Below are 24432 nucleotides of genomic sequence, written 5' to 3' on the forward strand. Positions count from 1 at the left end.
TACGTTTCACAGATACAATGATCACTGTACTTACCAATTTGTGGAACTCGATCACAGACCCGAGCGTCGTCATCAACGGGTTGCTCATCGGCGGGGTCTACGCCGCGATGGCCATCGGCTTCACGATGATTTGGGGCGTCGTCGGCGTCATCAACCTCGCACAGGGCGACCTGCTGATGCTCGGTGCGTTCACGACGTGGACGACGGTCGGCACGATCAGCGCGACCAACCACCCGAGCTTCGGGCTGTTCGTCGTCGGCCTCCTTGTATCGATGGTTGCGGTCGGCGTGCTTGGCTACTTCATCCAGCGGCTGCTCGTCAACCAGGTAATGCGGACGAGCAAGTTCCTGACGCTGTTGTTGACCTTCGGGCTGGGGATCATCATTCAGCAGTCGGCGCTGCTCTACTGGGGGGCGACTCCCCGGTCTATCAACCCCTCTGTCCCTGGGCCGTCGAACTACCAGTTCCTCGGTGCGACGATTCCGGCCGAACGACTGCTCATCTTCGTCGTCGCGGTCCTGCTCACGGGAATCTTCTACGTGTTCCTGAAGCGGACGCGGACGGGACGGGCGATCCGCGCCGCCAGCCAGAACGAACAGGCGGCGCAACTGGTCGGCCTCGACATCGACCACATCTACAGCGTGACGTTTGCCATCTCGGCCGCGGTCGTCGCCGTCACCGGCGGCCTGATCGGGATGGCTTTCTCGTTCCAGCCGGGAATGGGGAACGCCTATACGCTCAAGAGCTTCGTGGTCGTCGTCATGGGCGGACTCGGCAGCATCATCGGCGCGCTCGTCGGCGGTCTCCTGCTCGGTCTCATCGAGCACCTCGGATCGAATATCTGGAGTGCTAGCATCGCCGACGCCATCGGGTTCACCGCGCTCGTCGTCTTCCTGTTGGTCAGACCGAACGGCCTCTTCGGCGAGGCGGATGACTGATGGTCGACGCTGATGAACTCGACGTCGACAACCCGAAGCGAGCCCTCAGCGGCGTCTCACGGCGCTCGAGGCGGACGCTCCGCCGGTCGGTCCCGGAGCGATACCGAACCGTCTACGGCCGAACGACCAGCGCGATTGGCAACGTGCTCGGAATCATCGTCCTCATCGTCGCGGTATACGTCCTCCTCCGGGCCGCGTTCTACCTCGTCGCACCGTACGTCGGGGTCGGAATCAAGACGAGTCAGTACACCGTGATGAGTCGCATCCTCCAGTTCGTCGTACTGGCGCTGGCATGGGATCTCATCGGCGGCCAGACGGGCTATGCCTCGTTCGGCAACATCACCTTCTTCGGCATCGGTGTGTACACGGTCGTCGTGCTGATGAAGGGAACGCTCGTCGGGACGTACGGCTTCCCGGTCGCGTTCGTCGCTGCCGGGATCGTCGCACTCGTCTACGCCCTCATCCTCGGTTACCCGTTGCTCAGGCTACGGGGCCACTACTTCGCCGTCGCGACACTGGGCGTCCTCGTGGCGACCCAGCAGTACGTCGCTAACCTGAAACAGACCGGGGGCGGCAGCGGACAAACGCTTCCGCTGCCGGGCTTTGCACAGGTCGATCGAACCTTTTTCCTGCTGTTCGTCGGCCTCGCCGTGGTGACCGTGATCGTCTACTGGTACCTGATGAACACGCGGTTCGGGTACGGCCTGAACGCGATTCGGGACGACGAAGCCAAAGCGCGCGCGATGGGAATCGACACCACGAAGTACAAGATCGTCGCGTGGGGGGTGAGCGCACTCCTGACCGGCTTCGCGGGCGCGCTCTTCGCCTACCAGAACTCCTACGTCAGCCCGGGAACGGCGTTCAACATCGATTGGACGGTGCTGATGATCCTCATGGCGCTGGTCGGCGGAATGGGCCGTCTCTGGGGGCCTGTCCTCGGGGCGGCGTTCCTCTGGGAACTGCGCAACACGCTCTGGAGCGGCGGCCCGATGGTCGACGCTGTTGGAACGATCACCGGTGTGTCGATGCGCAACGCGTACCTCGTCGTGTTCGGGATCATCCTCGTCGCAATCGTGATCGGTGCGCCCAACGGAATCCTCGGCTATTTGGAGGGGAAGGACGTCTTCGGAGTCACTAGACGGCGGGTGGACAAATTGCGAAATCGTGGCACGGCGGGAGGTGAGGAGTGAATGACCGAACTGATCGGTCGAGACGTTACCAAAACCTTCGGCGGATTGACCGCCGTCGACCACGTCGACATCGAAGTCGGCGACGGTGACATCGTCGGCCTTATCGGATCGAACGGGGCGGGCAAATCGACGCTGTTCAACTGCATCACGGGCGCGCTCCAGGTCGACGAGGGAACCATCGAGTTCAACGGCACCGACATCACGGGGACAAAAGAAAACGTGATCGCCCAGCGCGGTATCGTCCGCGTGTTTCAGGAGGTTCGGGTGTACGAGGGCATGACCGCCCGCGAGAACCTGCTGGCAAGTGTCGACCACGGGTCGGAGTCGACGTTCGACCTCTTCCGTCCGTACCCCGACGCCGTTACCAAGCGAGCCGACGAGTTGCTCGATCGGGTCGGGATTCCGTCGGAAGGCGACACACTCGCCGCCGACCTCAACTATGGACACCGAAAGCTCCTCGAACTCGCGATGGCGCTGATGACCGACGCCGAGTTACTCCTGCTAGACGAACCGGCCGCCGGACTGAACCCGACGACCAGAACAGAACTTCGGACGCTGCTCGGGGAGATAAACGAGGAGAAGACGCTCCTCGTCGTCGAACACAACATGGACTTCGTGATGAACATCTGTGACCGGATCTACGTACTGAACAACGGCGAACTCCTCGCGGAAGGACAGCCAGAAGCGATCCAGAACGACGAACGCGTCCAACAGGCGTACCTCGGCGGAGGTGACGAGTAGATGGCCACCGACGATCCGACAGGATCCGACGAGCGGTCGGCGTCCGATGGAATGGCCGTAGCCGAGGAGACGACTGCTGCCGATCGGCGCGGAGTCTCCGACGACGCGATGCTGGTCATCGACAGTGTCACCGCCGGATACGGCGACACGGAAGTCATCACGGACGTCAGCGTCGACGTCATCGAAGGTGAAGTTGTCACGCTCCTCGGACCGAACGGAGCGGGCAAGACGACGCTGATGAACAGCATCTACGGCTTCGCCGACGTCGACTCCGGATCGATTTCGCTCCGCGGGAGCGAAGTGACCGACGCCGACCCGGTCGATCTGCTGCGTGGCGGCGTCGGCTACGTGATGCAGAACCCCTCGATCTTCCCGAAGATGACCGTCGACGAGAATCTGATGATGGGCGGGTTCATTCTCAACGACGACGACGTCGTCCGCGAGCGGGTTGAGGAGTTGTACGACGACTTCGATCGACTCGCCGACCGCCGGAACCAGCAAGCCAGCACGATGAGCGGCGGCGAGCGGCGATTGCTCGAGATCGCCCGTGCGCTCTTGCTCGACCCCGATCTTGTGTTGTTCGACGAACCGAGCATCGGCCTCGAACCGACGTACGTCGACATGGTGTTCGACCGGATCGAAGCGTTGAACGACCGCGGGAAGACCGTCCTGCTGGTCGAACAGAACGCCGAGAAGGGGTTGTCGGCGAGCGACCGTGGATACGTCGTCGCCGACGGTGAGGTGCAGTACCAGGGGTCATCCGACGAGATGCTCGAAAACGAAGACATCGCACGGCTCTACCTCGGCGCGTAGCACGATTCGAGTTCTCGATCTTCCTTTTTTAGCGATCCGAACCGACGAGAGGAGCCAACACGTCCGAGAGTCGCCGCGAAGGCAGCGACTGCAACGCTTCGAAGGCACGGTGGGCGTCGCTCTCGGTGATTGCCCGCGTCGCCGTCTCGACGAACTTCGCCTCCAACTCGTCGGTCGTCGGCGGATGTTCGTGGGTCCACGGCGGATGCTCACGGACCGTCTGGTGACTCCCGTCGGCAGTTTCGATAGTCACCCTCGCCGCGTGAGAGTCATAGGACATCGACTCGTCGACCGCGAAGTCGATCCGGGGATAAAGTTGCGTGAACCGGTCGTCCGTGGCGGCTTCGTCAGTGAATTCACCGAGACTAACCCGGTCGCTCGCGATGGCGACTGCGACCGCGTGTTGCATCGAGAACTTCGACTGGAGCGCGTCCGTCGGCCGCTCGTAGGTGAGCGCGTCGCCGGCACCGCCCGCTGCCTCGACAACCACGCGTTCGACGTCGGTCGGTACGATCCCGTGTTCGTCGGCCAGCGACCGCGTCGCCGCAATCGAGGAGTGGGTGAAGTAGCACGCGGGGTAACGTTTGATGTGAATCCCGCGGCGTTCGAGCAGCCAGCCGTCGCTCGTCGGTGCGGTCGGGACCTCCACGTCGTCTTCTGTTTCCGGACCGTACAGCCGCCAGAACCCGCGAGAGCCGTTTAGAGTGCCATCCCCCGCTGTGAATCCGTCCGCGGCGAGGAGCGCCGCCGTCACGCCCGACCGGGCCGCCAGTCCCGCGTGGATCGGTTTCGTCATCGATCCGAAGTTCTCTTTCGTCCCGGCGGGCGTCGAGGCCGCGACGTGGAGTGCGCAGGCCGTCGTCTCCATGTCCAGATCGAGCAACGACGCCGCGACGGCGGTCGCGCCGAACGCGCCGAACGTCGACGTGGCGTGCCACCCCGCTTCGTAGTGGGACGGACTAATTGGGGCGGCGACGTAGCACGCCGTCTCGAATCCAGCCGCGTAGGCGGTGACGACTTCTTCGCCGGTCGGATCGACCCGGTCGGCGAGCGCGAGGATCGGTGGGAGCAGTACTACACTCGGATGGCCGTCCATCGCCCACGAGAGGTCGTCGTAGTCGAGTGCGTGACTCGCAGTGCCGTAGGCGAGCGCGAGTTCGGCGATGTCGGCGTCCGTCTCGGCGGCAGATGGGTCGGGAAATCCGTCGCCGCTGGAGTGGCCGGTGGTGAATTCGGTGACGATTTCGGAACTCCCGGCTCGCGTCCCCGCCAACGTGACGCCGACGGTGTCCGTGATCGCTCGAACGACCGTCTCGTGTGCGGCGTCCGGGACGTCGTCGTACGTACACTCGCTGATGAAATCTGCGAGTACGTCAACCGGTGATTCCTCTTGCCCGTGCGTCGAATTTTGTGCCATGCAATCACACGGTCTAGAAGCGGTATAAAGATTGGCGTCGTGTGAGTGGCGACCAAGCGCCGAGTCACTCGTCGAACCAGTCGAACGCGACGTCGAAGTCGTGTGGGAGGTGACCGCGCTGTCGCTCGGCGCGGTCGACGTACTCGCGGAGACGAGGGCGAAAGTCGGGATCGGCGCAGTCGTCGATCACGGTCCCGGCCCGTTCGACGGGACTCAGCCCTCGAAGGTCGGCCACGCCGTGTTCGGTGACGATGACCGAGACGTCGTGTTCGGTGTGGTCGACGTGCGGGACCATCGGGACGATGCGCGAGATGTCCCCCCGACCGGCCGTCGACGGGAGCGCCGTGATCGATAGCAGGCCGTTCCGGTTGAAGTCGCCGCTGCCGCCGAGGCCGTTTATCAGCCGCGTACCGCCGACGTGCGTGGAGTTCGCGTTGCCGTAGATGTCAACTTCGAGCGCACTGTTAACCCCGACGACGCCGAATCGGTCGATCAGTTCGGCGCGGTTCGAGACATCTGCGGGACGGAGTACGAGTCGTTCGGTGTAGCCTTCGATGTCGTCGAACAGTTGCTGCTGACCGTCTTCCGAGAGCGCCAGCGACGTCGCGCTGGCGGCGTCGAACGTCCCGTCCCGAACGAGATCGAGGAGGCCATCTTGAAACACCTCGCCGAAGTAGTCGAGTCGCCGGTTCCCGGCGTCGAAGGACTCGAGCGCGCCCATCAGCGCGTTCCCCATGCTCCCGACGCCGAACTGGAGGCGAATCGCCTCTTCGAGTGCGGGATTACGGTCGAGTTCCGCGGTGAGGAAGTCGACGAGGTTCACGGCGATGGCCTCGTCTTCGTCGGTCGGGTCGCGGAAACTGTAGGGCGTGTCCGGGTCGTCGGTTTCGACGACAGCGACGAGTTTCGATGGGTCGAAACGGATTCTCGAATCGCCGATACGGTCACCGGGACCATCGAGAGGAATCGGACCGCGGGGCGGGAGGCCAGGGCGGTAGACGTCGTGGAGCGCCGCGAGCGCCGTCGGCTGTGCCCGATTTACCTCCACGACGAGTCGATCAGCGGCGTCGACGTACGCGGGCGTGTGGCCGATAGACGTCGACGGGACGAGCCAGTCCTCGCCGACGGCGACGGCTTCGACGACCGCGACGTCGGGGTTCCCGAACTCGCCAAGTGCCGCTTGGTCGCCGAGTCGCGAAATGTGCGTGTCGTGGAACGCGATTCGCCGATCGTTGACCGCCCGGCGTGCCTCGGGACGGGCCTGATACGGAATCCGCCGCGCGATGGCGTCAGCTTCCACCATGTCAGTGTCGATCTGATCGCCGGTGGAGCCGCCGCTGACGACTGTCAGTGCCAAATCGCGGTCACTCGCCGCCAATGCCTCGGGGACCGCCTTCGGGTTACCGACGCTGCCGAACCCGCTCACGAGCATCGTGTCGTCGTCTTCGATCTCCCCTGCTGCAGCCGTCGCGGACCGAGTCGGAAGATCGCCGAGGAGGCGTTCGTCGTCGTCGAACGCCCTGGTCATAGGTCCTCAGGTTGGGTGCCGACACCCTCGGGCCACCCGGTCGGCTGTGCCGCCGACGGCTGGGCGTATTCGCGTTTGAGCACCATCGGTGTACGTTCGAGCGAGAGCACGAGATCGTCGTTCTGATTGTACGCTCGGAGTTCGGTCGTGACGATGCCGACGTGGTCGCGGGAACTGCTCTCGCGTTTATCGAGTACTTCGGATTCGGCGAAGAGTGTGTCGCCGTGGAACACCGGGCCGTGGTGGCGGATGTCGTCGTACCCGAGGTTCGCCGTCGCGTTCATCGATACGTCGACGACGCTCATCCCGACCGCCAGCGCGATGACGAACGTCCCGTCAACGAGTCGCTCACCGAACTCCGTCGCGGCGGCGTAGGGCTCGTTGAAGTGCATTGGGTTCGCGTTCATCGTTAGGTTCGTGAACCAGACGTTGTCGGTCTCGGTCACTGTCCGCCCGTAGGGGTGTTTATAGACGTCGCCGACCTCGAAGTCCTCGTAGTAGCGGCCTTCCCAGCCGCCGACGAGTTGACGGTCGGTGGTCGGTTCGTCGTCGTTCGATTCGTCATTGCCGTCAGTCGGATTCGTGTCGTCGGTCATGTGTGGTATGTTCGTGTGGTATGTGTGTTCTGTCTGGGTGAATTACGGTAACCTTTCGCGTCGTTCGAGGCGTTTTCCGATGTTCGATCGCCGTCGTGCGTACTGGTGTCGAGTCGTTCCCCCGGCATCGATCAGTACGACCGCGGAAGCCCGAGGACGTTGCTCCCGATGTAGTTCAGCGCCAGTTGCTGCGAGATGGGAACGATACGGGTCAACCGTGCTTCGCGGAAGTACCGCTCAACGTCGTACTCGCGGGCGACACCGAACCCGCCGTGCGTCTGGACGGCGATGTCGGCCGCGTCGAAGGCCGCCTCGGCCGCGAGGTACTTCGCGGTGTTCGCCTGCGCTCCCGCCTCGGTCCGGTCGAGGTCGTCCAGCGCCGAGGCAGCGTCGTAGGTCAACTGTTTCGCCGCCCGCAGGTGGGCGTACGCCTCGGCAATCGGATGCTGAAGCCCCTGATTCTGTCCGATTGGTCGGTCGAAAACCTCGCGTTCGCTCGCGTAGTCGACGGCCGCTTCCAGTGCGACTTCGCCGAGTCCGATGCACTCGGCGGCGATGACGAGTCGTTCCTCGTTGAGGCCATCGAGCAGTTGGTAGAAGCCGCGTCCCTTCTCGCCGATGAGATTCGAGACGGGGACCCGGAGGTCCGAGAACCACATCTCGAAGGAGTGGACGGCGGTGCTCGCCGTTTTCGGGATCTGCCGGATTTCGAGCGCGTCTTGCTCGAAGGCGTCGTCCAGATCCACGAGGAACATCGAGATACCTTCGGTCCGTTTGTCGGCTTCGGCCTTCGGCGTCGTCCGGGCCATGAGAATCGCGTAGTCCGAGTGGTCGACACGCGAGATCCAAATCTTCTGGCCATTGACGACGTACTCGTCACCGTCTTTTTCCGCTTTCGTCTCCATCGACGTCGAGTCCGACCCGGCGTTGGGTTCGGTGAGACAGAGCGACTGGACGGCGACGTCGCCCCTCGCGACGCCCGGCAGTATTCGTTCTTTCAGTTCCTCGTCGGCGTAGCGTACCAGTGGAACGGAGTTGTATATGCCGCCGTGAATCGACTGCGGGGCGCTGAATCCGCCGCCACAGGCCGCCAGTTCTTCCATCATCACGGCAACCTCGGGGGTCCCCATTCCGACACCGCCGTACTCCTCCGGGACGAGAATTCCGAGCCATCCCCCCTCCGCAAGCGCGTTAACGAAGTCAGTCGGGTACGACTCGGTTCGATCGCGGTCGCGCCAGTACGCCGGGCCGAACTCCTCGCAGAGTTCGCGGACGCTGTCGCGGACGAGGCGCTGTTGCTCGGTGAGACCTATCTGGTCCCGCCACTTGCTAACCATGCGCTTGAAATTCTGCGCACGAACTCATAAACTATGGGGATCACGCCAGTTGAGGCGAGGTCGATAGGTGAGAAGGAATGCATCAGCACAAAGACGGGAGCACGACAGACGACGGTCAGCATCGTTCGATGATCGCGAACATTTGTCGACAGAGACATCGTTCTATTACAACGATGCGGGCGTAACACCGCTGTGTAATCCCGTGAAATCGCCGTACGGTTCCCTGCCAGCGGACGAGCGATAGATTCGCGAGCGTCGTACAGTTAGGAGTACGCGATCTTGAGTTCAAGTTCGTTCGTGACGCCGAGTAGGAGCTCCGGGACCTGTGTTTCGAGCCGTTCGCCTTCCAGGCGATGTGCCGGTGCAGAGACGCTGAAAGCGCCGATAACGGTACCGTCCGATCGTTTGACGGGAACACCGACCGCGTTGAGGGATTCTATGTTCTCTCCTCGATTGAACGCGTAGCCGCGTTCACGGATCGTTTCGATCTCGGTCCAGAGACGTTTCTTGTCCGTGATCGTCGCCGACGTCCGCGCCGGGAGGCCCCAACGGTCAACGATCTCGTGAATCCGTTCATCGGGGAACAACGCGAGGATCGCTTTCCCCGCTGCGGTCGAATGAAGCAGGATCTCCTTGCCGACGCCCGAATCGGTTCGGACGGCCCGTTCGCCAGTCTCGCGGTAAAGATAGATGCCTTTGCCGTGTTCTTCGGCGATGAACTGCGCTCGTTCGTCGGTCTCCTCGGCGAGTTCCACGACGAGCGACTCGGCGAGCCGATACGCTTCCCTCCGAGTGCGAGCGTACTCGCTGAGACCGAGGAATCGCAGGCCCACATAATAGACATCACCCTCCTGAACCACGTAACGGGCCGCTTTCAACGTCGAGAGGTGTACGTGGACGGTACTCTTCGCCAACCCGAGCCGGTCGGCGAGTTCGGTTACGGACGCACCGTCGGACTCGCGAAGTGATTCGAGCACCCGAAAGAGTGTTGTTCCCGATTTTAGTGTTCGGCTTCCCTCACTCATAGGTTATCAACTAACGTGGTAGTACTTAACGTTCGTGAACCACGAACACAGAAATACGATGAACACCGAATCCCTCGGTCACGCCGTCGAGGGTCAATTGTCGACCTAGAACATCCGTTATCAAGAGCATCACACGCAATTATGAGCCACCGAAACGAGATCGTGAGGAGCGAAATAACACACATATAGGATGGTTTCTCGAACATATCGGGTCGACGGATCGCTTCCAAGCAGTAAACCGTATCAAAGAACGATATGCAAAAGAATCGTCCAAAAAGGGACAACTCATGCAAACGAACGTCGATATAGTGATAGCTTCGTTTCCTCCAACTTGCAGAGATTTGCTCGAAGTTTTGTAAACGCGTTCACCGTGAATTGTTTGCAGACTGGGCAGGATGGACCTTTGAAGTGAATAATAGTCGATAGTGCGTGGTTTTTGGAAGCTCCAAGAGCGGGATTTGGATCGATGTTGACCGCTGCAGGGTTGGAATCAAGTGGTTCCGCCATAATGAAGTCATCAAGGAAGTTCGATTCCGAACGCGTCACAACGGTCACGTTTGACTCGTACAACACACTCGTCGATGTCGATGCTGCCGAGAAGGCACTCGCAGACAGGGTCCCGGACCCCAAATCCGTCTCGAAACTCTGGTGTTCACGATCTCTGGAGTACATGTTCGTCGCAAACCACATCGACGTCTACTAGCTGTTCTTTGAAATGAATCGAGATGCGCTCCAATACGTGCTGGACGTTTACGGCATTGGCAAGAGTAATCGCCATAGCGTGCGGTACGTCCAGTACGACTAGACGCTCCATACCGGAATGTAACAAAATAATAGCGCCTGAGTGACCGACCAATCCCGATCATTTTCGACCTTCGCCGGTCAATCGTCGAGGAAGGCGATTTTGCATCTATGCTCAGGTACAATCGTTTCCATTACGTTCCTAACCACGTAATGGTAATATAGTTACTCCCCTCCACAAGGTAAATAATCCCCACGCTGAGATTTATCCATGATTGATAAGGGAGGCAAGAGGACACGATAGGTAGCCATCCTCATATTCAGATGAATATTCCTGCTCGAATTGATAATTAAAATATGACACTCATGAAAAGGGAACCAAGATAAGTCTATCCAGGAAGAACATAGACGAGCGAGCTCGCTCCAGTTTATTTCTATAACATGATGATTGACGGTCTCGGATAGCACCGACCAGCGAACGCTGACGGAAAGCGCGAGCACTGTGACTGACGATACACCCGAGACACCGACAGCCCTGCTCGATCGAGCACGACAGCACGCGGCAGACGTCGCCGCCCACACTTCCCAGATCTGCCCGTCGAGGCGATCGACTGGGAAGTCTCGCACCGAGAAACAACAACACGAGAACGCACTCAATCACCACAATGCCCAACTCTATACTTGCGCAAGGGAATACTGTACAGACACACCAGAATACCCCGAGCGGATCGTATCCGGGTGATCATCGTTGCCGCAACTGTGGGGCGTTCTTTACGAGAGACTTTGCTCGTATCTTCGGTACCAATGACGATGAGGAATTCGGGTGCTTTGAGTGTATGCATGCGTCTGAGGTGAAACAAGGTGGGGCACTCCACTCCGAATAATCCAGAGAAGTCGAACTGTATGGTTAGATCAGTAGTTTAAGTCCCTATTGTTAGTCTGTATTCCTAACCTGATTACACATTCTCTTTCATTCATCGGGATCTGCGAGTCGTCCTTCCCTGCTATAGGTGCCAGATGGGTAGGATCACAATGGCAATTTGTCTGTGAGTTCGGTCCCGATCTCTCAAGATAATGTTCTCGTGGGACATGATATTGCACATACTACCGATCATCCTATTATATCACCTCTCAGAATTAGTGAATCATTTATTCTGACCGATGGACCCACCTGATGAGCAAAGGTTGCCAAGTCAAGCCAGGGATGATGGGCTTAAGACCCGCTCGCGTAGGCGACTATGGGTTCGAATCCCATCCCTCGCATTCTTCTTTCCACTCACCCCCAACGATATCCCTAAATGAACAGTTTCAATCCGACAGACATCTCTGTCATAGCAACGGTGCCTTGAGTTACTAGATACATATTCTGACTAATGCAACAACGCCCAACGCCAGACGACACAGACGATCCAGAAACAAAACCACCGACTGACGTGCTGTCCAAGCTTCCACCAAGTGCAAAACTGGTTGTAAAGACACTCGAATACAACGACGATGGGCTCACACAGGGTGAACTCGCCGATAAAACCTTACTCCCAGCACGGACGGTTCGCTACGCACTCACCCAACTCGAAAACCACGATCTCGTCAATTCACGCTCCTCATATACTGATGCACGAAAACGCTGCTATTCTCTTACCTTCGAATAATTATGTATAACCACGTAAAAGACGACTGCTCTACACAATCAATTCAAAACTAAGCTGAAAACAGAGATGTGCGAAACCGAAAATCGCTAACTGAGGTACCTATTGCTACTATTCTTTGGGGATCCACCAGATAATCACTCGTGGGCTCAATTTCCCACGTTCTAACGCACCTCGTTCATGCAACTCCTCAATCCACTGGTGCACTGGCCGCCGTTCCATCTCGACCGCGATATACGAAAAGTTTCACTTACTTCGCCATCTTTTCTCTATAGTCGGAATCGTCATCCGTATTGTCGGAAGCGGAAAGGTTCCTGAATGTCCCAATTACCATCAAAAAGAACCCAAACACTATCGCGACAAAACTGCCGGTGGTGGTGCCAACGGTAAGTCCAGAATAGATGAGAACCCCAAAGCAAATTACCAGTACTGGCAGAATAGCTTTTTTCTGGTAGTAGATTGGTGTTTCGTTCGTTGTATCATCGTTTGGTCGTTCAATCACTATTAATCAACCTATATCGCTCCTGCTGCCCCCATCATGTTAAGCGTTACCATACATCCGGATAAATATCAGAGTTTATCCTTGAAATAATAGAAAAGAACAAGTCTAATATTGATAATTTGTCTATAATCTTTGAACACTTAACGACATCTTCAGGCGTGTAGAAACGCACCGGGTGCTGGCACACCCGGCACCGGTCTTCCGAAACCCGTTGAAAGACCATGTCAACGAAATCGCCTCGTGAACTTGAAGCTGACGAGACAGCACAGAAACGCGCCCAGTGGGAACAGTTCTCCTTCAACGTCGATGCCCCCGGAATGGTCGAAGTAACTAATGAGAGCCACGACAATCCCGTTGAGGATCAATACGATGTGACGCTGGACAACGTGACTGACGAACTGATGGCCTGTAAGTGCCCGCATTATGTCTATCGAGCATTACGGTATAACAGATCTGAGCGCAAAAATTTCAGAGTTCTTGGTCGGTTGGCCGGATAAGTATCTCATTGACATCCACATGCGGAGGTTGGCCTACAGCGTACGCGATAGATCGAGCAATATCGTCGGGACTTAGTGCATCCATCGACTCTAGCATCTGCTCCGCCTGGGATTTCTGCTCGTCATCTGGAATATGCTCGGCGAGTTCAGTATCGACATAGCCAGGCTCAATGAGCGTCACACGGATATCATTCTCACCAGTGACCTCTTCGCGGAGGGCCTCAGAAAAGCCGTTTACGCCGAATTTCGTTGCATTATAGCCACTTGACCCGGCATATGCCTTTCGTCCAGCAACGGAGGAAATATTCACAATGTGACCTTCGCCCTGGTCTTGCATGATCGGGAGGGCCGCGTGAGCAGTATTCATCATGCCAAGCAGATTTACCTCGACCATCTGACGGAAGTTATCCGTATTGGCATCCTCGACCTGCTCAAGCAACATCACGCCTGCGTTGTTGATGAGAATATCGAGGGTCCCGAACTCCTCCTGGGTTCGGTCAATCATCTCTCGGATGTCCTCCTCGTTAGTGACGTCGGTTGGGATAACGAGCGCCTCACCGTCTTTGGACTCGATGCGGTTCGCAAGCTGTGCAAGTTCGTCTTCGCGGCGGGCAGCGAGTGCGACGCTTGCGCCTGCTTCGCTTAGCGTTTCTGCAGTTGACTCACCAATACCTGAGGAGGCGCCGGTTACTAGTGCAGTCTTCCCTTCGAGATCGTCAGTGATTGTAGTCATCGGATCCTGGTTTCAGTGGTCCATATGAAAGAGAAATTCGTTGGCGGAGACGTTGACCGGTACTAAAAAGTCGAAACAAAAGGTTTTCGGCCCGCTATCAATCACACCCTGGTCTAAAAAAATCGTGTTTCTATCGGCAGCAGCGATACACCGAAGACACCAACGGATCTGCTCGACCGAGCACGACAGCACGCAACAAACGTCGCCGCCGAACACTTCCCAGATCTGCCCGTCGAAACGATCGATTGGGAGATTTCACACCAAGCCCAACGACAGGCAGGCGTCACGAAGTACGGCCCTGCAACAGAGGCAATCACGATTGCACTGACCTGGACGGCCGACGAACAACACGGGTAGGAGCAATTCAGTTCCACCGTCCGGCACGAACTGATTCACGCGTGGCAGTACCAACGAGTTCGGCGACGCGGATCACGGCACAACGTTCACTCGGTGGACGGACGCCCTCAACACCTCGAAATACTGCGAACCCTTCACTGCACCCAAGTGGTGGCTCGTGTACGAGGACTGCGACAGTCGGAGTGCCCGGTATCGATGCTTGAAGATAGTCCGCACCGGAGCAGTACAGCTGTAGTGAGTGCGGTGGTTCACTCCGTGTCGAGGAGGGCGACGGCCACTAACCAATTCTTGTTTAATACTGCTTTTGCATTTCTGGATGCTGTGTTGATTAGGGAGCGGGAACCGGTGATTCGTGATCACGTCCAGCTTCACGCAGTCGCTCTTGTTCAGCCTCGTCGAGCGGTTCGTATTCGTTCGCTGCTTCAAGAATGTCCGGTACGAGATTCGGATCGCCAGCGCTCGGGATGGTGGTCATGCCTTGCGAGAGCGCGTAGCGGAAGCAGTCAACGAGTTCCTCTTTCGTATCGTACGGTTCATACCAAGTCGAATAGGGGCGCTCGTCCTCGGAAAGATCCTCGGGCCATGATTGTTTCGCGAAGCCTTTGATGCAGAGGGTACCGAGACCGCGCTCTTGGGCGAATTCGAGCACCGATCGGTAATCGTATTCAGGACCTTTCTTTGAGTCGAGTGTGTAGTTGAACGGGAACATAACCGATTCCAGTTCGGGGATTCGTTTGATACTGGTGCGAATGATGCTCGGATCACCGTGGCTCGTCAGGCCGATGTGACCGATAAGCCCCTCCTCTTTCGCTTCCTTGAATGCCTCTAGCGCGCCGGGATCATGGTCGCCTTGAGACATCTCTGGGTGATAGTTGCCTGTGACCGTGTCCAGTTCATCATAGCGGGTTAATGCGTGGAACTGATAAAGATCAATGTAGTCGGTGTCGAGGCGCTCCAATGACTTGTGGAGTTCTCCCCAAGCGCCGTAGTAGGTACGCTCTTGGGTCTTGCACCCGAGGAAGATTTCGTCGCGGTGTTCGTTCAGCTTAGGGGCCAGTTTCACTTCGGCGTCACCATAGGTTGGAGCGACGTCGAAGTGGTTGACACCCGCATTGAGAACATCCTCCACCATTTGATTCGCTTCGTCTTGTTCGAGGAAATTCAGCGCGATGGCGCCAAACGTCAGGATCGAACTGTCGTGACCGATTTCGCCGAGTGGTCTAGTTTCCATATATCCTATATTGGCTGGAGGTCACAAAATTCTATGTCTATCATCAAGATACTCTGAACAAGTATGCGAGATGCAATTTGATTTGTGAGCGTTTGGTACGTGGCTTCCCGTGCAGGCCGTGCGTAAGAGCGAGGAGGAAGAAATTATCGAATTAACCCCAATGTGAACAAAGTGTGATGCTTCCACATCGGTCAAACCGACCGGAACAAACGATGAACGGAATTAGCAAATTGACTCCTATTTGTACCGAATCTCTTTCTATCGTTGCACCGATTACAAGATATGTTCACCGAGCTGGCTTCAAACATATTCGTTCTCTCAGAACCGTTATCATTCTACGGGCTCCAGATCGGTCGGAATATGGTTGTCATTCGTCTCCCGAATGGTGATCTATTCATAAACTCCCCAGCATCATTGACTGATGACAGAATTTCGACATTGAAAGATTTCGGGAGAGTGAGATATGTGGCACCATCGAGTAAACTCCACGGTCATCTCCACATGGAAGACTACAAACATGAATTTCCAGATGCTGAGTTATTCGCTGCACCTGGCCTTGATCGTCGCCGTACAGATCTTGTATTCGATGGTCTTCTTGGCAGCACCCCCGACGAACGCTGGAGTGATGTTATCGACCAGGCGGCGTTCCTTGGCTCCTTTTGGATTACCGAAATCGAATTCTTTCATCGACCAAGTAAGACACTGATCATCGGTGATATCTGCTACAATCTCGGGCCGAAAACTCCGCTCAAAACAAGGCTTGCCACACAGCTTCTCGGCATGTATGGTGATCTATCTGTCCCCCTTGATCTTCAGCACATGATGAAGAATAAGGCCGCAGCACGCCACTCAATCGATCGAATCCTTGAGTGGGACTTCGAACGAGTCATTGTCGGCCATGGTAACGTTGTCGAGCACAATCCAAAGCGAAGGTTTCGTGAGGCGTTCGATTGGCTTTACTGACCAAGTAAATCCGAATTCTGCATGACTGCCGCCCTCTAAATAATTTTACTTGATGCTGTTGAAGGTACGTTCAACCCTGGGACCGACCCCTATCAACCGGGCGACGACGTACAGGTCTACGTCTCCGAGACTGATCTCGACAGCGAAAACCACGGGAAAGAAGATACCATCACAGATGTCTTGCATGACAATCTCGGAGAAGAGACTGGGCGCGAACTGGATTCCTACAGCTGCCTCATCGAAATCGATGTTGGTTCCGGCATCGTGACTTGGTATCGGTATCACAATAGGCGATCACCGATACTCCACTGCAATGGACAACAACGAACGCAAGCCAACGTGGTTACAGACCGAGATGCACTCGAAGTCAACGAGGATCGCCTACTCAGTGCGTGGCTCACATGACGTTTTTGTGAACCTGACGAAGGAAGTCACCCAAGAGAGTGATGTCGATGTTGTTCTCGCATTCGAGATCGACGAGGCCATAGACGAATTCGACTATGACGGACGCCATCCGGAGACGATTGAGACCGGTGGCAGCACTCGAGAACTTGATCTCATCATCGGTGGTCCGGAGAGCGATTACGATGATGGTGAGAGCGAATTGCTCTATGCGCGTCCCAACGACGAATTCGAATAATGTCTCCCAATGGAGCGCGTACGCAGAGCGCGCTCTGAATGGTTTCTTTTGTGTGAGAGTGCTACCCTCTCACTAGATCGCGATCACCCATACCAACGATTGCTATTCTGTTCGAATCCCGATTACGCGACGCTCTTCGGGATTCTTCTTGCGAATCTCTTCTAGGCCAGCCAATTCAGAACCTCATTTGACGTCCGACGTGACCACCTGAGTTCCTCCGCAATTTCACTCGGCATAAGGATGTCAGTATCGAAAACCGTGAGAAGCCATTGGGCGCACAGGAACGCTTCTCACGGGTGTCGGGAAGGAACACCACTTCAATCACACCCATGGGATGAAGGGCCCGACAAACTGTGCTATTCTTCCCGCTTGAATCAGCTTTTTGGCTGGATACTTGTGAAATTAAAATCTAGTTTATTTTCACACACTATACTTGTTCACTCGGAATCGATGTCTGGCCGCGACATTCTCGACATCTACAATCAATGAACGCTGACGGAATTGCCTGTAAAGCGATCAAATGAGAGCCCACCATCGGATTCGGAAGTAAGGGTTCTGGTGTGCTTTATTTCCGACCGGATAGATCTTCGTCGTCAATTGTTCGTCCTCGCTCACGAAGATTATGGAGAGTGGATGCGGTCTTCGAACGCAGCAAGTGTCTCATTGTCAAATCCTTTAATGAGAGCATCAACGCTCAGTGCTATCCTAGCAAGGCGATCCCAACAAGCAGCGGGGGGTCTTCCACCCATGCTGCATACAATGCGCGTATCAATCACGCAGCGTTCCCAATCTCGATGTTACGTACAACTGAGATAGACCAAGCAGGGAAATAGACGAACATGGCGCTAGAACAGATACTCACAGTCGAACAAGTGGCCAAAACAACGAGCCAATCGGGAGAACAACTCTGCAAAGACCGCGAGGCCGCAGCGAAAATGTCTAGCAACATCGAAGACAAATAGTGTCACGTCTTTTCATGATTAGTACTAGGTCGACGAATACGATAGATCAGCTACTCGTTCATACTGATGGTCTAACGGAGTCGAGAATTCGTCTTCACCGGTGGTAGTGTCTGTTTTACATTCTCTTGGATCAAAATCTGACCCGGAAGGTCTACGCCGTGAGCACGACACCGGGACCATGCCCACAGATGGGTCGGATTGAGAGATGACAGGACTGCGGCACGGTCAATCATCAACTGGGGTACTCTGTCCTACTTTTGCTGAACTCTCTGAAGGAGATTCACGATGCGTAATGCGCCATCCAGTCAGTCCCATAAAGAAGAGAATTGCAGGTGAGAGGAACCCAAGGAAATAGTATGGCGCATAGGAGAGCGTGGAGACACCAAGAACACCAGCCATATACACACCGCCCGCATTCCAAGGAATGAGCGCACTTGTCGTCGTCCCGGCAGCTTCGACAGCTCGTGCGAGATTTCGGTTTTCAAGATCGTACTCGTCATAGAGGCCTCGAAGCGTCATACCGGGGATGACGATGCTCATATATTGTTCAGCAGTCAGTAGGTTCATCGTAATCGATGAAAGACCAGTTCCAATTGTGAGGCTCTTTTTCCCACTAATAATTCGACGCATGTGATAGGCCAGTGCGGCAAGAATTCCTGTTCGTTCTAGTAATCCACCGAGTGAAAGGGCGGCTGCAACGATGGTAATTGTCCACGCAGATCCAATAAGGCCACTGGTCCCCAACAATTCGTTTACGACTTTTGCACCCGTGTGTGGGGCTGTTCCATTCTGTGCGATATCCCAGGCTTTCGTAAATGAAATTCCCTGAGTCAGTATCATTGTCCCTGCACTCGCAAAAACACCCGCCACAAGCGATGGGAGAGCTGGGTAGCCGTATAGTGCAAATGCAAACGTAATAAGGAGTGGAAGGAAGACGAGAGGTGTTACCGAGTAGGTGTGCAGAATCGCGGTTCGAATCGTCTCGACTTTGCCAACCGGGATTGTACCCGTAAATTGGAACCCAAGTACAGTATATCCAAGAAGTGAAAGTAAGAAGGCGATTCCAGTACCAACACGCATCGTACGGACATGGGTCATCAATTCAGTATTAGTCACAGCAGCAGCAAGGTTAGTCGTATCTGAGAGAGGGGAAACTTTATCTCCGGTATATGCGCCAGTAAGAATTGCTCCGGCAGTCATCGGTGCAGGGATGCCCAGACCGGTTCCGATTCCCATAAACGCCACACCGAGCGTCCCAGCAGTCGTCCATGATGAACCGATTGTGAACGCGATTATTATGGAGAAAATGGCCGTGAGTGGTAGAAAGATCCCTGGGGAGAGTAATTCTAGCCCGTAGTAAATGATCGCCGGTATCGTTCCAGCTGCGGTCAATGTGGCAATGAGCATATAGATCACGAACAGGATCAAAATTGCTTGCATTCCCATTCGGAGTCCATCAACGATACCCTCGTACATTTCTGCCCAAGAGATATTCAACCAATACCGCCCGACAAGACCTGTGAGTGCAATACTCCAGATTAACGGCATCTGAGGATCAAGACCAAGAGCGATTGCTCCGACCCCTAAAAATAGAACCATACCGGCCACTGGAGTTAGCGCCTGACCAAGCGATGGTCGCCGATCAGGTTCCAAGTCCTCGTACGTCCGTGGTTCAAGTGTTAACTTAACCATGTAGGTCTGCTATTCACTAACACTATTTGAATATATTCATCCTTATCTATGAATGGGTAATATATTGACAACTGATGACCGATTATAGTTTTTATCGTTTATGAATTTGGCCAACTATTTAATATTCTCACAAATTTAGATGTGAAGGGATAAAGTACTAATCGATAACATCATGGTCTCAAATAATATCGCCTAGGTTGAAATTCGGATACCGGAGGGGTTTCTACAGCCGCTTATGAATTTAGGCGGCAAGAGGTCGGCATCACGCTGGATAGAGAGCGTTCATGCATAATTCTCTCGGTCCATTTTTGAAACAGCTACTCGTTATATTCTGGGTACCTACCACTGGGTCTGGCAGGAACTACATAAGTCGGGTTTCGCATCCGACGCTTTCGAATGCTGATCAAGGCTACGTCCGCTGTACGACTACTCCCGAGCAACTGCAGACCGATTCTCGAGTCGTCTCAACCGTTGAAAAACCGAACCCAACAATCGACACCCCCGCGTCATTTATGACTGAAGCTGGCAATCCTGGCGCACAACTGACCTCTGAGCAGCCAGAGGAAGAACCGATTGTGATCACCGACATTCGATCGAATCAGGACGGAGATCTCAATAACGAGTACGCCACCCTCAAGAATGATGGTGATTTGAATATTGACATGACAGACTTCATCCTCAGCTTCGAAGACGGTCGTGGACAAAACTATACGTTCGGCGATTTTACTCTCGGAACTGGCGAGTCAGTTACTGTACGAAATGGGAGTGGGGAGGATACTCAGTCGACTCTCTATACCGGGTGGAACCTTGCAGTTTTGAACAACAGCCACCCCGATACCGTAGTGACCGCTAACGACGAGAATAACATCTTCGACGAAAAGTCGTACCAACCAGCCTAAAGTCAGTGCTGGAAAGCAATCGACTTCGCAGAAACCGAATAGAATATGCTTGGAGCAGAGGGACACACTATCCGCTTATCACTTATTTGTTGAGTCAGACCAACCTCGTTGATTGATCTGCGCATCTGACGAAAGATGTCAATATCTTCAATTCATCCCCCTAATGGATTTAGAGGTTCACTAATAGGTTGTTTGCACCGACGATATAACCAAGGAACTGATGACCTGCACCTGCCCGCACCACGTTCACGGCAACGCCGTCTGCAAACACATGGCTGCCGTTGAAACCGCAGCTGATGACGGGACGCTTGACGCATTCCCATCGGAGACGACGATGCTGAACCCGAAGGCTGCGACTGTGACGGTCTCGACGGCTTCCCGTGCTGGCCATGCGTGAGAACCAGGCGGAAGGAACTGCCGAACGAACCACAACTTCAGCTGTTTTTATCCATGGCACGCCAACTGACGTTCTCGGATAGCATCGACCAGCGAACGCTCACCGAAAGCGCAGATACAGCGAGTGACGATACCCCCGAGACACCGACGGCTCTTCACGACCGAGCACAACAGCACGCAACGATCGTCGCCGCCGAGCACTTCCCAGAGCTGCCGATCGAAACGATCGACTTGAAGGTGTCCCACCGTGCGAAACGGCAGGCGGGCGTCACGAAGTTTTAATTTACGAACAAAGTGTTGTTTATATATCAGTTGGAATAACGGCAATGAGTCGCTCCAGTTATCAGCATCTACCCGGATTTGTTTTTCGATTTTCCTCGTCGCTAGCTCTGTCTTTACTGTGCTCACATTCGGTGCAATTGTTTGAGAATTCCCTTCATCCGTCATAAATCAGAGCGGAGTAATTACACAGTGAGAACGGTCTTCGCGTCATTTCTCATGTGGATCGGAATGATTGATATTACGATTGGCGGACCACTCTTTCTCTCGGATATAGAAATAGCGGGAAGAATGTTACAATCGCTCCATTCTCTTGGAATTCGTCCTGTGTTGTCCGTGTTTTCGATACTGGACGAAACTGACTAACAAGAGAAAGCCCGTTACAACGGCAAAGCCAGCCCCCATATAGGTCGCCCTCACGGCAAAGATTAGTCCAGCGAGAAAGAGGGTCATCAATGCGCAGGATTGAGAGATGCGATACGGTTCTTCGACTAATATCACGTGAAGGTTCCGGCGAAGAGAAGGGGACCTACTCATCGTTCAGTAATCTGTAGTCAAACCTCATTATCGTTTGCAATCTGCGCCCCCTCGCCGTTTCTGTGGTTATGGTATAGCAAGAATGCCGGTTGTCCCCGACAACTGGACTGACACAGAGTCATCCAATGAAATGCTTTACTCGATTGGATGGTTTGTACTCGCGCTTTTCGTCTTCAGCACCGCTCCCTTTCTGTTCTCATTTCACTATACGAGATCGCTCACATCCACGCTGGTCATCGTCTCAATTGGAATAGGAATCGCATTCGGAACTATTCTGGTCTATCTCTTACAAATGATCTCGTTCAATTCTTCTTCGACGTCGATATCCCCGGACTCCTCACTGTCACTAACGAGAGCCACGAGAACCCTGCTAACCACCAATACGTCGTCTCCATTGACGACGTGACTCACGAACTGATGGCCTGCACCTGCCCGCATCGCGTCCACCGGAATGCCTTCTGTAAGCACATGGCCGCCGTCGAAACCGCAACCGACGGCGGGACGTTTGAGGCCTTCCCGTCGAAGGAGAACAACGATGCCGAACCAGAGGACTGCGACTGTGACGGTCTCGGGGACTTCCCGTGCAGGCCGTGCGTGCAAACGGGACGGACAGAACTGCCGAACTAACCACCGCTTTAGTCTTTTAATATATCTAATTTTAGGGAGAAATGGATACACCGGTAGTGCTGATTCACTTTCATTGCACTTGGCGCGTTTATATGACGCTTGCTAGCCTGTATCTACTGTACAGGAGAAGGGCATGACATCAAATACTGAAACAGAAAATGCGGTCGAATCCAGGCAAAAAATCACCCCGAACCTCTGGTTCGATGACCAGGCAGTGGAAGCCGCAGAGTTTTACACCTCCGTATTTGAAAACGCGGAGATTAAGGACACTACCCATTACCCAGATGCCGGACAGGAGATAACCGGCAGGGAAGCCGGCAGCGTGATGACGGTTGCCTTCCAGGTTGAGGGGTTCACGTTTGTCGCGCTCAACGGCGGGCCAGAGTTCAGTTTCAACCCGTCGATATCGTTTTTCGTGAGTCGAGAAACAAAAGAGGAAATCGATGAGCTATGGGAACAGCTTGTCGATGGGGGGGCAGTGCTCATCCAGCTTGATGAATACCCGTTCAGCGACTATTACGGTTGGGTACAGGATCGATATGGTGTCACGTGGCAGCTCATCCTCCCCGGCAACGAAGGCGACTGGCGACCGGATCTAATGCCGTCCCTCATGTTTACACAGGATAACGTCAACAAAGCCGAGGAAGCTGTCGATTTTTACACCGATGTCTTCGCAGATACCGAATTGGGCCACCTAGAACGGTATCCGGAAGACACCGGTCCAGCCAAAAAGGGAGCGCTTGCCTACGGAGATTTCAAAGCTGAGGACGTCTGGCTGGCGGTTATGGATACTGGTGTCGAACAGGACTTCGCGTTCAACGAAGCCATCTCCCTCATCGTCAACTGTGACACCCAGGACGAAATCGACGAACTCTGGGACGCACTCAGCGCAGTACCCGAGGCCGAGCAGTGTGGGTGGCTGAAGGACAAATACGGCGTTTCATGGCAGATTACGCCGACAATGTTGAACGAGCTACCGGACGACGACTCAGAGGCCAGTGCGCGCATGATGGAGGCGCTACTGGAGATGAAGAAGCTCGACATTACAGAATTGCAATCTGCATATGATGGAAACTAAGCTGCGTTAACCAAAGTACAATGTCAAAATCAAAAATCAACTTTACCGCTCAACTGGTTACAATCGGCTCGCGGACAGTCCTCAGGCTACCTGAGCGCGCGAGTGAGAAGCTCCCATCACGTGGCATGGTAATGGCCCGCGGAACCAACAACGGGTTCCACTTTCAGACTCCACTTGAACCGGACGGTGAAGGAAGCCACTGGTTCGAAGTCCCCAAATCTCTGTGTGAAAACGCTGGAGCAGACGTTGGCGACACTGTAACACTGGAGATTGAGCCGGTAAGTGAATGGCCGGAACCCACGGTGCCAGCGGACTTGGAGAATGCTCTTGCAGACCATCCAGAGGCACAGACTCTCTGGAATGATATCACAACGAAAGCACGCTGGGAATATATCCGCTGGATCCGCTCCGCTAAAAAGTCCGAGACACGCGAGCGACGGAACGAGACTGCCTGTTCGAAACTGGAAGACGGTCAGCGCAGACCATGTTGTTTTGACAGCAGCGCCTGCACCATACCCGATATATCGAAGGGTGGGGTACTTATTGAACCGATGGAAAATCGATGACATGGGACGCCTGCGACTCGCACGGTTGAGAGCAATTCAGTGAGACCGTCCGGCACGAACTCATTCATTCCTGACAGTACCACGAGTTTGGCGACGCGAATCACGGGCGAACGTTCACCCGGTGGATGGACGTTCTCGATACCTCGCAGCACTGCGAGCGCTTCACTACACCAAAGTGGTGTGGTGTGTGAGGACGGTGACGTTCGGATTGCACGGTATCGGCGCTCGAAGACAGTTCGTAACTCCGAGCAGTACCGCTGTAGTGAGTGCGGTGGGTCAATCTATGTCGAGGAGGGTGACGGTCCCTAACTAATTCCCATTTAACTAGTTCTCGAGATAAGGAGCAGATACGAGGACGATTTTCACGGTCTGCTGCTTTCTGACTGAGTCCTTGCTATCGCTCCGACTTGAGATAAGAGTCTGCACTCGTTAGTATTGTATACTAACTCTCCGTGACTCTATCGCTGTAGCGCACCCCAAGCAGAAGAGCTATTACGAATG

Annotated in this window: 23 protein-coding genes and 1 pseudogene; 15 read left to right on the plus strand and 9 right to left on the minus strand. The window is 55.1% G+C overall.

Features of this window, described 5'->3' with window-relative positions:
• Window positions 1-17: 17 nt before the first annotated feature.
• Genes NKF25_RS15120 through NKF25_RS15135 form a run of 4 tightly spaced genes read left to right on the plus strand, consistent with a single transcriptional unit; the run spans window position 18 to window position 3682 of the window.
• Window positions 18-938, plus strand: a complete 921-nt coding sequence (locus NKF25_RS15120) for a branched-chain amino acid ABC transporter permease (RefSeq protein WP_253227486.1) — start codon at window positions 18-20, stop codon at window positions 936-938.
• Window positions 938-2128 carry a branched-chain amino acid ABC transporter permease gene (locus NKF25_RS15125; RefSeq protein ID WP_253227487.1) on the plus strand — a complete coding sequence of 397 codons (1191 nt, stop codon included), beginning with the start codon at window positions 938-940 and terminating at the stop codon, window positions 2126-2128. Before NKF25_RS15120 ends, NKF25_RS15125 begins: the two co-directional genes overlap by 1 nt.
• Window positions 2129-2869, plus strand: a complete 741-nt coding sequence (locus NKF25_RS15130; protein WP_253227488.1) for an ABC transporter ATP-binding protein — start codon at window positions 2129-2131, stop codon at window positions 2867-2869.
• Window positions 2870-3682 (plus strand): ABC transporter ATP-binding protein, encoded by an 813-nt coding sequence (locus NKF25_RS15135; RefSeq protein WP_253227489.1) that lies wholly within the window; start codon window positions 2870-2872, stop codon window positions 3680-3682.
• Between the two features lie 28 nt (window positions 3683-3710).
• On the opposite strand, the gene NKF25_RS15140 is transcribed toward NKF25_RS15135, so the two are convergent.
• From NKF25_RS15140 to NKF25_RS15160, 5 genes are all read right to left on the minus strand, one after another.
• On the minus strand, window positions 3711-5099 hold the full coding sequence (locus NKF25_RS15140) for an MmgE/PrpD family protein (RefSeq protein WP_253227490.1): 1389 nt from the start codon (window positions 5097-5099) through the stop codon (window positions 3711-3713).
• 64 nt (window positions 5100-5163) lie between these two features.
• On the minus strand, window positions 5164-6627 hold the full coding sequence (locus NKF25_RS15145) for an acetyl-CoA hydrolase/transferase C-terminal domain-containing protein (protein ID WP_253227491.1): 1464 nt from the start codon (window positions 6625-6627) through the stop codon (window positions 5164-5166).
• Entirely contained in the window at window positions 6624-7223 is a 600-nt protein-coding gene (locus NKF25_RS15150) for a MaoC family dehydratase (RefSeq protein ID WP_253227492.1), read from the minus strand. The genes NKF25_RS15145 and NKF25_RS15150 overlap by 4 nt, the downstream gene beginning before the upstream one ends.
• Window positions 7224-7354: 131 nt before the next feature.
• Window positions 7355-8560 (minus strand): acyl-CoA dehydrogenase family protein, encoded by a 1206-nt coding sequence (locus NKF25_RS15155; RefSeq protein WP_253227493.1) that lies wholly within the window; start codon window positions 8558-8560, stop codon window positions 7355-7357.
• 263 nt (window positions 8561-8823) lie between these two features.
• Window positions 8824-9585, minus strand: a complete 762-nt coding sequence (locus NKF25_RS15160; RefSeq protein WP_253227494.1) for an IclR family transcriptional regulator — start codon at window positions 9583-9585, stop codon at window positions 8824-8826.
• 508 nt (window positions 9586-10093) lie between these two features.
• On the opposite strand from NKF25_RS15160, the pseudogene NKF25_RS15165 reads away from it, so the two are divergent.
• Both NKF25_RS15165 and NKF25_RS15170 read left to right on the plus strand, forming a co-directional pair.
• A pseudogene (locus NKF25_RS15165) lies at window positions 10094-10285 on the plus strand (haloacid dehalogenase type II); the annotation flags it as partial.
• Window positions 10286-11699: 1414 nt separating this feature from the next.
• Window positions 11700-11975, plus strand: coding sequence for a winged helix-turn-helix domain-containing protein (locus NKF25_RS15170; protein WP_253227495.1), 276 nt, complete (start codon window positions 11700-11702; stop codon window positions 11973-11975).
• Between the two features lie 247 nt (window positions 11976-12222).
• Here NKF25_RS15170 and NKF25_RS15175 read toward each other — a convergent pair whose 3' ends face one another.
• Window positions 12223-12474, minus strand: coding sequence for a hypothetical protein (locus NKF25_RS15175; protein ID WP_253227496.1), 252 nt, complete (start codon window positions 12472-12474; stop codon window positions 12223-12225).
• 221 nt (window positions 12475-12695) lie between these two features.
• Here NKF25_RS15175 and NKF25_RS15180 point away from each other — a divergent pair, with 221 nt between their 5' ends.
• Window positions 12696-12971 (plus strand): hypothetical protein, encoded by a 276-nt coding sequence (locus NKF25_RS15180; protein ID WP_253227497.1) that lies wholly within the window; start codon window positions 12696-12698, stop codon window positions 12969-12971.
• Here the strand turns inward: NKF25_RS15180 and NKF25_RS15185 are convergent.
• Window positions 12943-13704, minus strand: a complete 762-nt coding sequence (locus tag NKF25_RS15185) for an SDR family oxidoreductase (protein WP_253227498.1) — start codon at window positions 13702-13704, stop codon at window positions 12943-12945. The two genes, NKF25_RS15180 and NKF25_RS15185, sit on opposite strands and share 29 nt — an antisense overlap.
• Window positions 13705-14389: 685 nt before the next feature.
• Window positions 14390-15292: an aldo/keto reductase gene (locus NKF25_RS15190; protein WP_253227499.1), complete on the minus strand. Its 903-nt coding sequence runs from the start codon at window positions 15290-15292 to the stop codon at window positions 14390-14392.
• Between the two features lie 282 nt (window positions 15293-15574).
• Between NKF25_RS15190 and NKF25_RS15195 the strand changes: the two genes are divergently transcribed.
• Together NKF25_RS15195 and NKF25_RS15200 are read left to right on the plus strand one after the other, a co-directional pair.
• The gene (locus NKF25_RS15195) at window positions 15575-16255 is read left to right on the plus strand and encodes a DUF4336 domain-containing protein (RefSeq protein WP_253227500.1); all 681 of its coding nucleotides are present in this window, start codon (window positions 15575-15577) and stop codon (window positions 16253-16255) included.
• Between the two features lie 313 nt (window positions 16256-16568).
• Window positions 16569-16895, plus strand: a complete 327-nt coding sequence (locus NKF25_RS15200; protein WP_253227501.1) for a hypothetical protein — start codon at window positions 16569-16571, stop codon at window positions 16893-16895.
• Between the two features lie 1187 nt (window positions 16896-18082).
• Here NKF25_RS15200 and nhaC read toward each other — a convergent pair.
• Window positions 18083-19549, minus strand: a complete 1467-nt coding sequence (gene nhaC / locus NKF25_RS15205; protein ID WP_253227502.1) for a Na+/H+ antiporter NhaC — start codon at window positions 19547-19549, stop codon at window positions 18083-18085.
• A 512-nt stretch (window positions 19550-20061) separates the two neighbouring features.
• Between nhaC and NKF25_RS15210 the strand changes: the two genes are divergently transcribed.
• The 6 genes from NKF25_RS15210 (at window position 20062) to NKF25_RS15235 (ending at window position 23931) form a co-directional block, all read left to right on the plus strand.
• Window positions 20062-20448 (plus strand): lamin tail domain-containing protein, encoded by a 387-nt coding sequence (locus NKF25_RS15210; protein ID WP_253227503.1) that lies wholly within the window; start codon window positions 20062-20064, stop codon window positions 20446-20448.
• A 220-nt stretch (window positions 20449-20668) separates the two neighbouring features.
• The gene (locus NKF25_RS15215) at window positions 20669-20845 is read left to right on the plus strand and encodes a hypothetical protein (protein ID WP_253227504.1); all 177 of its coding nucleotides are present in this window, start codon (window positions 20669-20671) and stop codon (window positions 20843-20845) included.
• A 53-nt stretch (window positions 20846-20898) separates the two neighbouring features.
• Window positions 20899-21126: a hypothetical protein gene (locus NKF25_RS15220; RefSeq protein WP_253227505.1), complete on the plus strand. Its 228-nt coding sequence runs from the start codon at window positions 20899-20901 to the stop codon at window positions 21124-21126.
• A gap of 936 nt (window positions 21127-22062) precedes the next feature.
• Entirely contained in the window at window positions 22063-22287 is a 225-nt protein-coding gene (locus NKF25_RS15225) for an SWIM zinc finger family protein (RefSeq protein WP_253227506.1), read from the plus strand.
• A gap of 133 nt (window positions 22288-22420) precedes the next feature.
• A complete protein-coding gene (locus tag NKF25_RS15230; RefSeq protein ID WP_253227507.1) occupies window positions 22421-23365 on the plus strand; it encodes a VOC family protein in 945 nt (314 codons plus the stop codon).
• Between the two features lie 20 nt (window positions 23366-23385).
• Window positions 23386-23931: a YdeI/OmpD-associated family protein gene (locus NKF25_RS15235; protein ID WP_253227508.1), complete on the plus strand. Its 546-nt coding sequence runs from the start codon at window positions 23386-23388 to the stop codon at window positions 23929-23931.
• Window positions 23932-24432: the final 501 nt, after the last annotated feature.

Source organism: Haladaptatus sp. AB643 (assembly GCF_024136975.1).
Classification (GTDB): Archaea; Halobacteriota; Halobacteria; order Halobacteriales; family Haladaptataceae; genus Haladaptatus.

Bases quoted from the DNA above. Each gene is read 5' to 3' on its own strand.
- NKF25_RS15155 (WP_253227493.1), bottom strand. From the start codon at position 8,560: ATGGTTAGCAAGTGGCGGGACCAGATAGGTCTCACCGAGCAACAGCGC.
- NKF25_RS15150 (WP_253227492.1), bottom strand. From the start codon at position 7,223: ATGACCGACGACACGAATCCGACTGACGGCAATGACGAATCGAACGAC.
- NKF25_RS15180 (WP_253227497.1), top strand. From the start codon at position 12,696: ATGTCAACGAAATCGCCTCGTGAACTTGAAGCTGACGAGACAGCACAG.
- NKF25_RS15220 (WP_253227505.1), top strand. From the start codon at position 20,899: ATGGCACGCCAACTGACGTTCTCGGATAGCATCGACCAGCGAACGCTC.
- NKF25_RS15160 (WP_253227494.1), bottom strand. From the start codon at position 9,585: ATGAGTGAGGGAAGCCGAACACTAAAATCGGGAACAACACTCTTTCGG.
- NKF25_RS15190 (WP_253227499.1), bottom strand. From the start codon at position 15,292: ATGGAAACTAGACCACTCGGCGAAATCGGTCACGACAGTTCGATCCTG.
- NKF25_RS15130 (WP_253227488.1), top strand. From the start codon at position 2,129: ATGACCGAACTGATCGGTCGAGACGTTACCAAAACCTTCGGCGGATTG.
- NKF25_RS15215 (WP_253227504.1), top strand. From the start codon at position 20,669: ATGACCTGCACCTGCCCGCACCACGTTCACGGCAACGCCGTCTGCAAA.
- NKF25_RS15145 (WP_253227491.1), bottom strand. From the start codon at position 6,627: ATGACCAGGGCGTTCGACGACGACGAACGCCTCCTCGGCGATCTTCCG.
- NKF25_RS15200 (WP_253227501.1), top strand. From the start codon at position 16,569: ATGGACAACAACGAACGCAAGCCAACGTGGTTACAGACCGAGATGCAC.
- NKF25_RS15230 (WP_253227507.1), top strand. From the start codon at position 22,421: ATGACATCAAATACTGAAACAGAAAATGCGGTCGAATCCAGGCAAAAA.
- NKF25_RS15140 (WP_253227490.1), bottom strand. From the start codon at position 5,099: ATGGCACAAAATTCGACGCACGGGCAAGAGGAATCACCGGTTGACGTA.
- NKF25_RS15125 (WP_253227487.1), top strand. From the start codon at position 938: ATGGTCGACGCTGATGAACTCGACGTCGACAACCCGAAGCGAGCCCTC.
- NKF25_RS15235 (WP_253227508.1), top strand. From the start codon at position 23,386: ATGTCAAAATCAAAAATCAACTTTACCGCTCAACTGGTTACAATCGGC.
- nhaC (WP_253227502.1), bottom strand. From the start codon at position 19,549: ATGGTTAAGTTAACACTTGAACCACGGACGTACGAGGACTTGGAACCT.
- NKF25_RS15135 (WP_253227489.1), top strand. From the start codon at position 2,870: ATGGCCACCGACGATCCGACAGGATCCGACGAGCGGTCGGCGTCCGAT.
- NKF25_RS15120 (WP_253227486.1), top strand. From the start codon at position 18: ATGATCACTGTACTTACCAATTTGTGGAACTCGATCACAGACCCGAGC.
- NKF25_RS15185 (WP_253227498.1), bottom strand. From the start codon at position 13,704: ATGACTACAATCACTGACGATCTCGAAGGGAAGACTGCACTAGTAACC.
- NKF25_RS15195 (WP_253227500.1), top strand. From the start codon at position 15,575: ATGTTCACCGAGCTGGCTTCAAACATATTCGTTCTCTCAGAACCGTTA.
- NKF25_RS15210 (WP_253227503.1), top strand. From the start codon at position 20,062: ATGACTGAAGCTGGCAATCCTGGCGCACAACTGACCTCTGAGCAGCCA.
- NKF25_RS15170 (WP_253227495.1), top strand. From the start codon at position 11,700: ATGCAACAACGCCCAACGCCAGACGACACAGACGATCCAGAAACAAAA.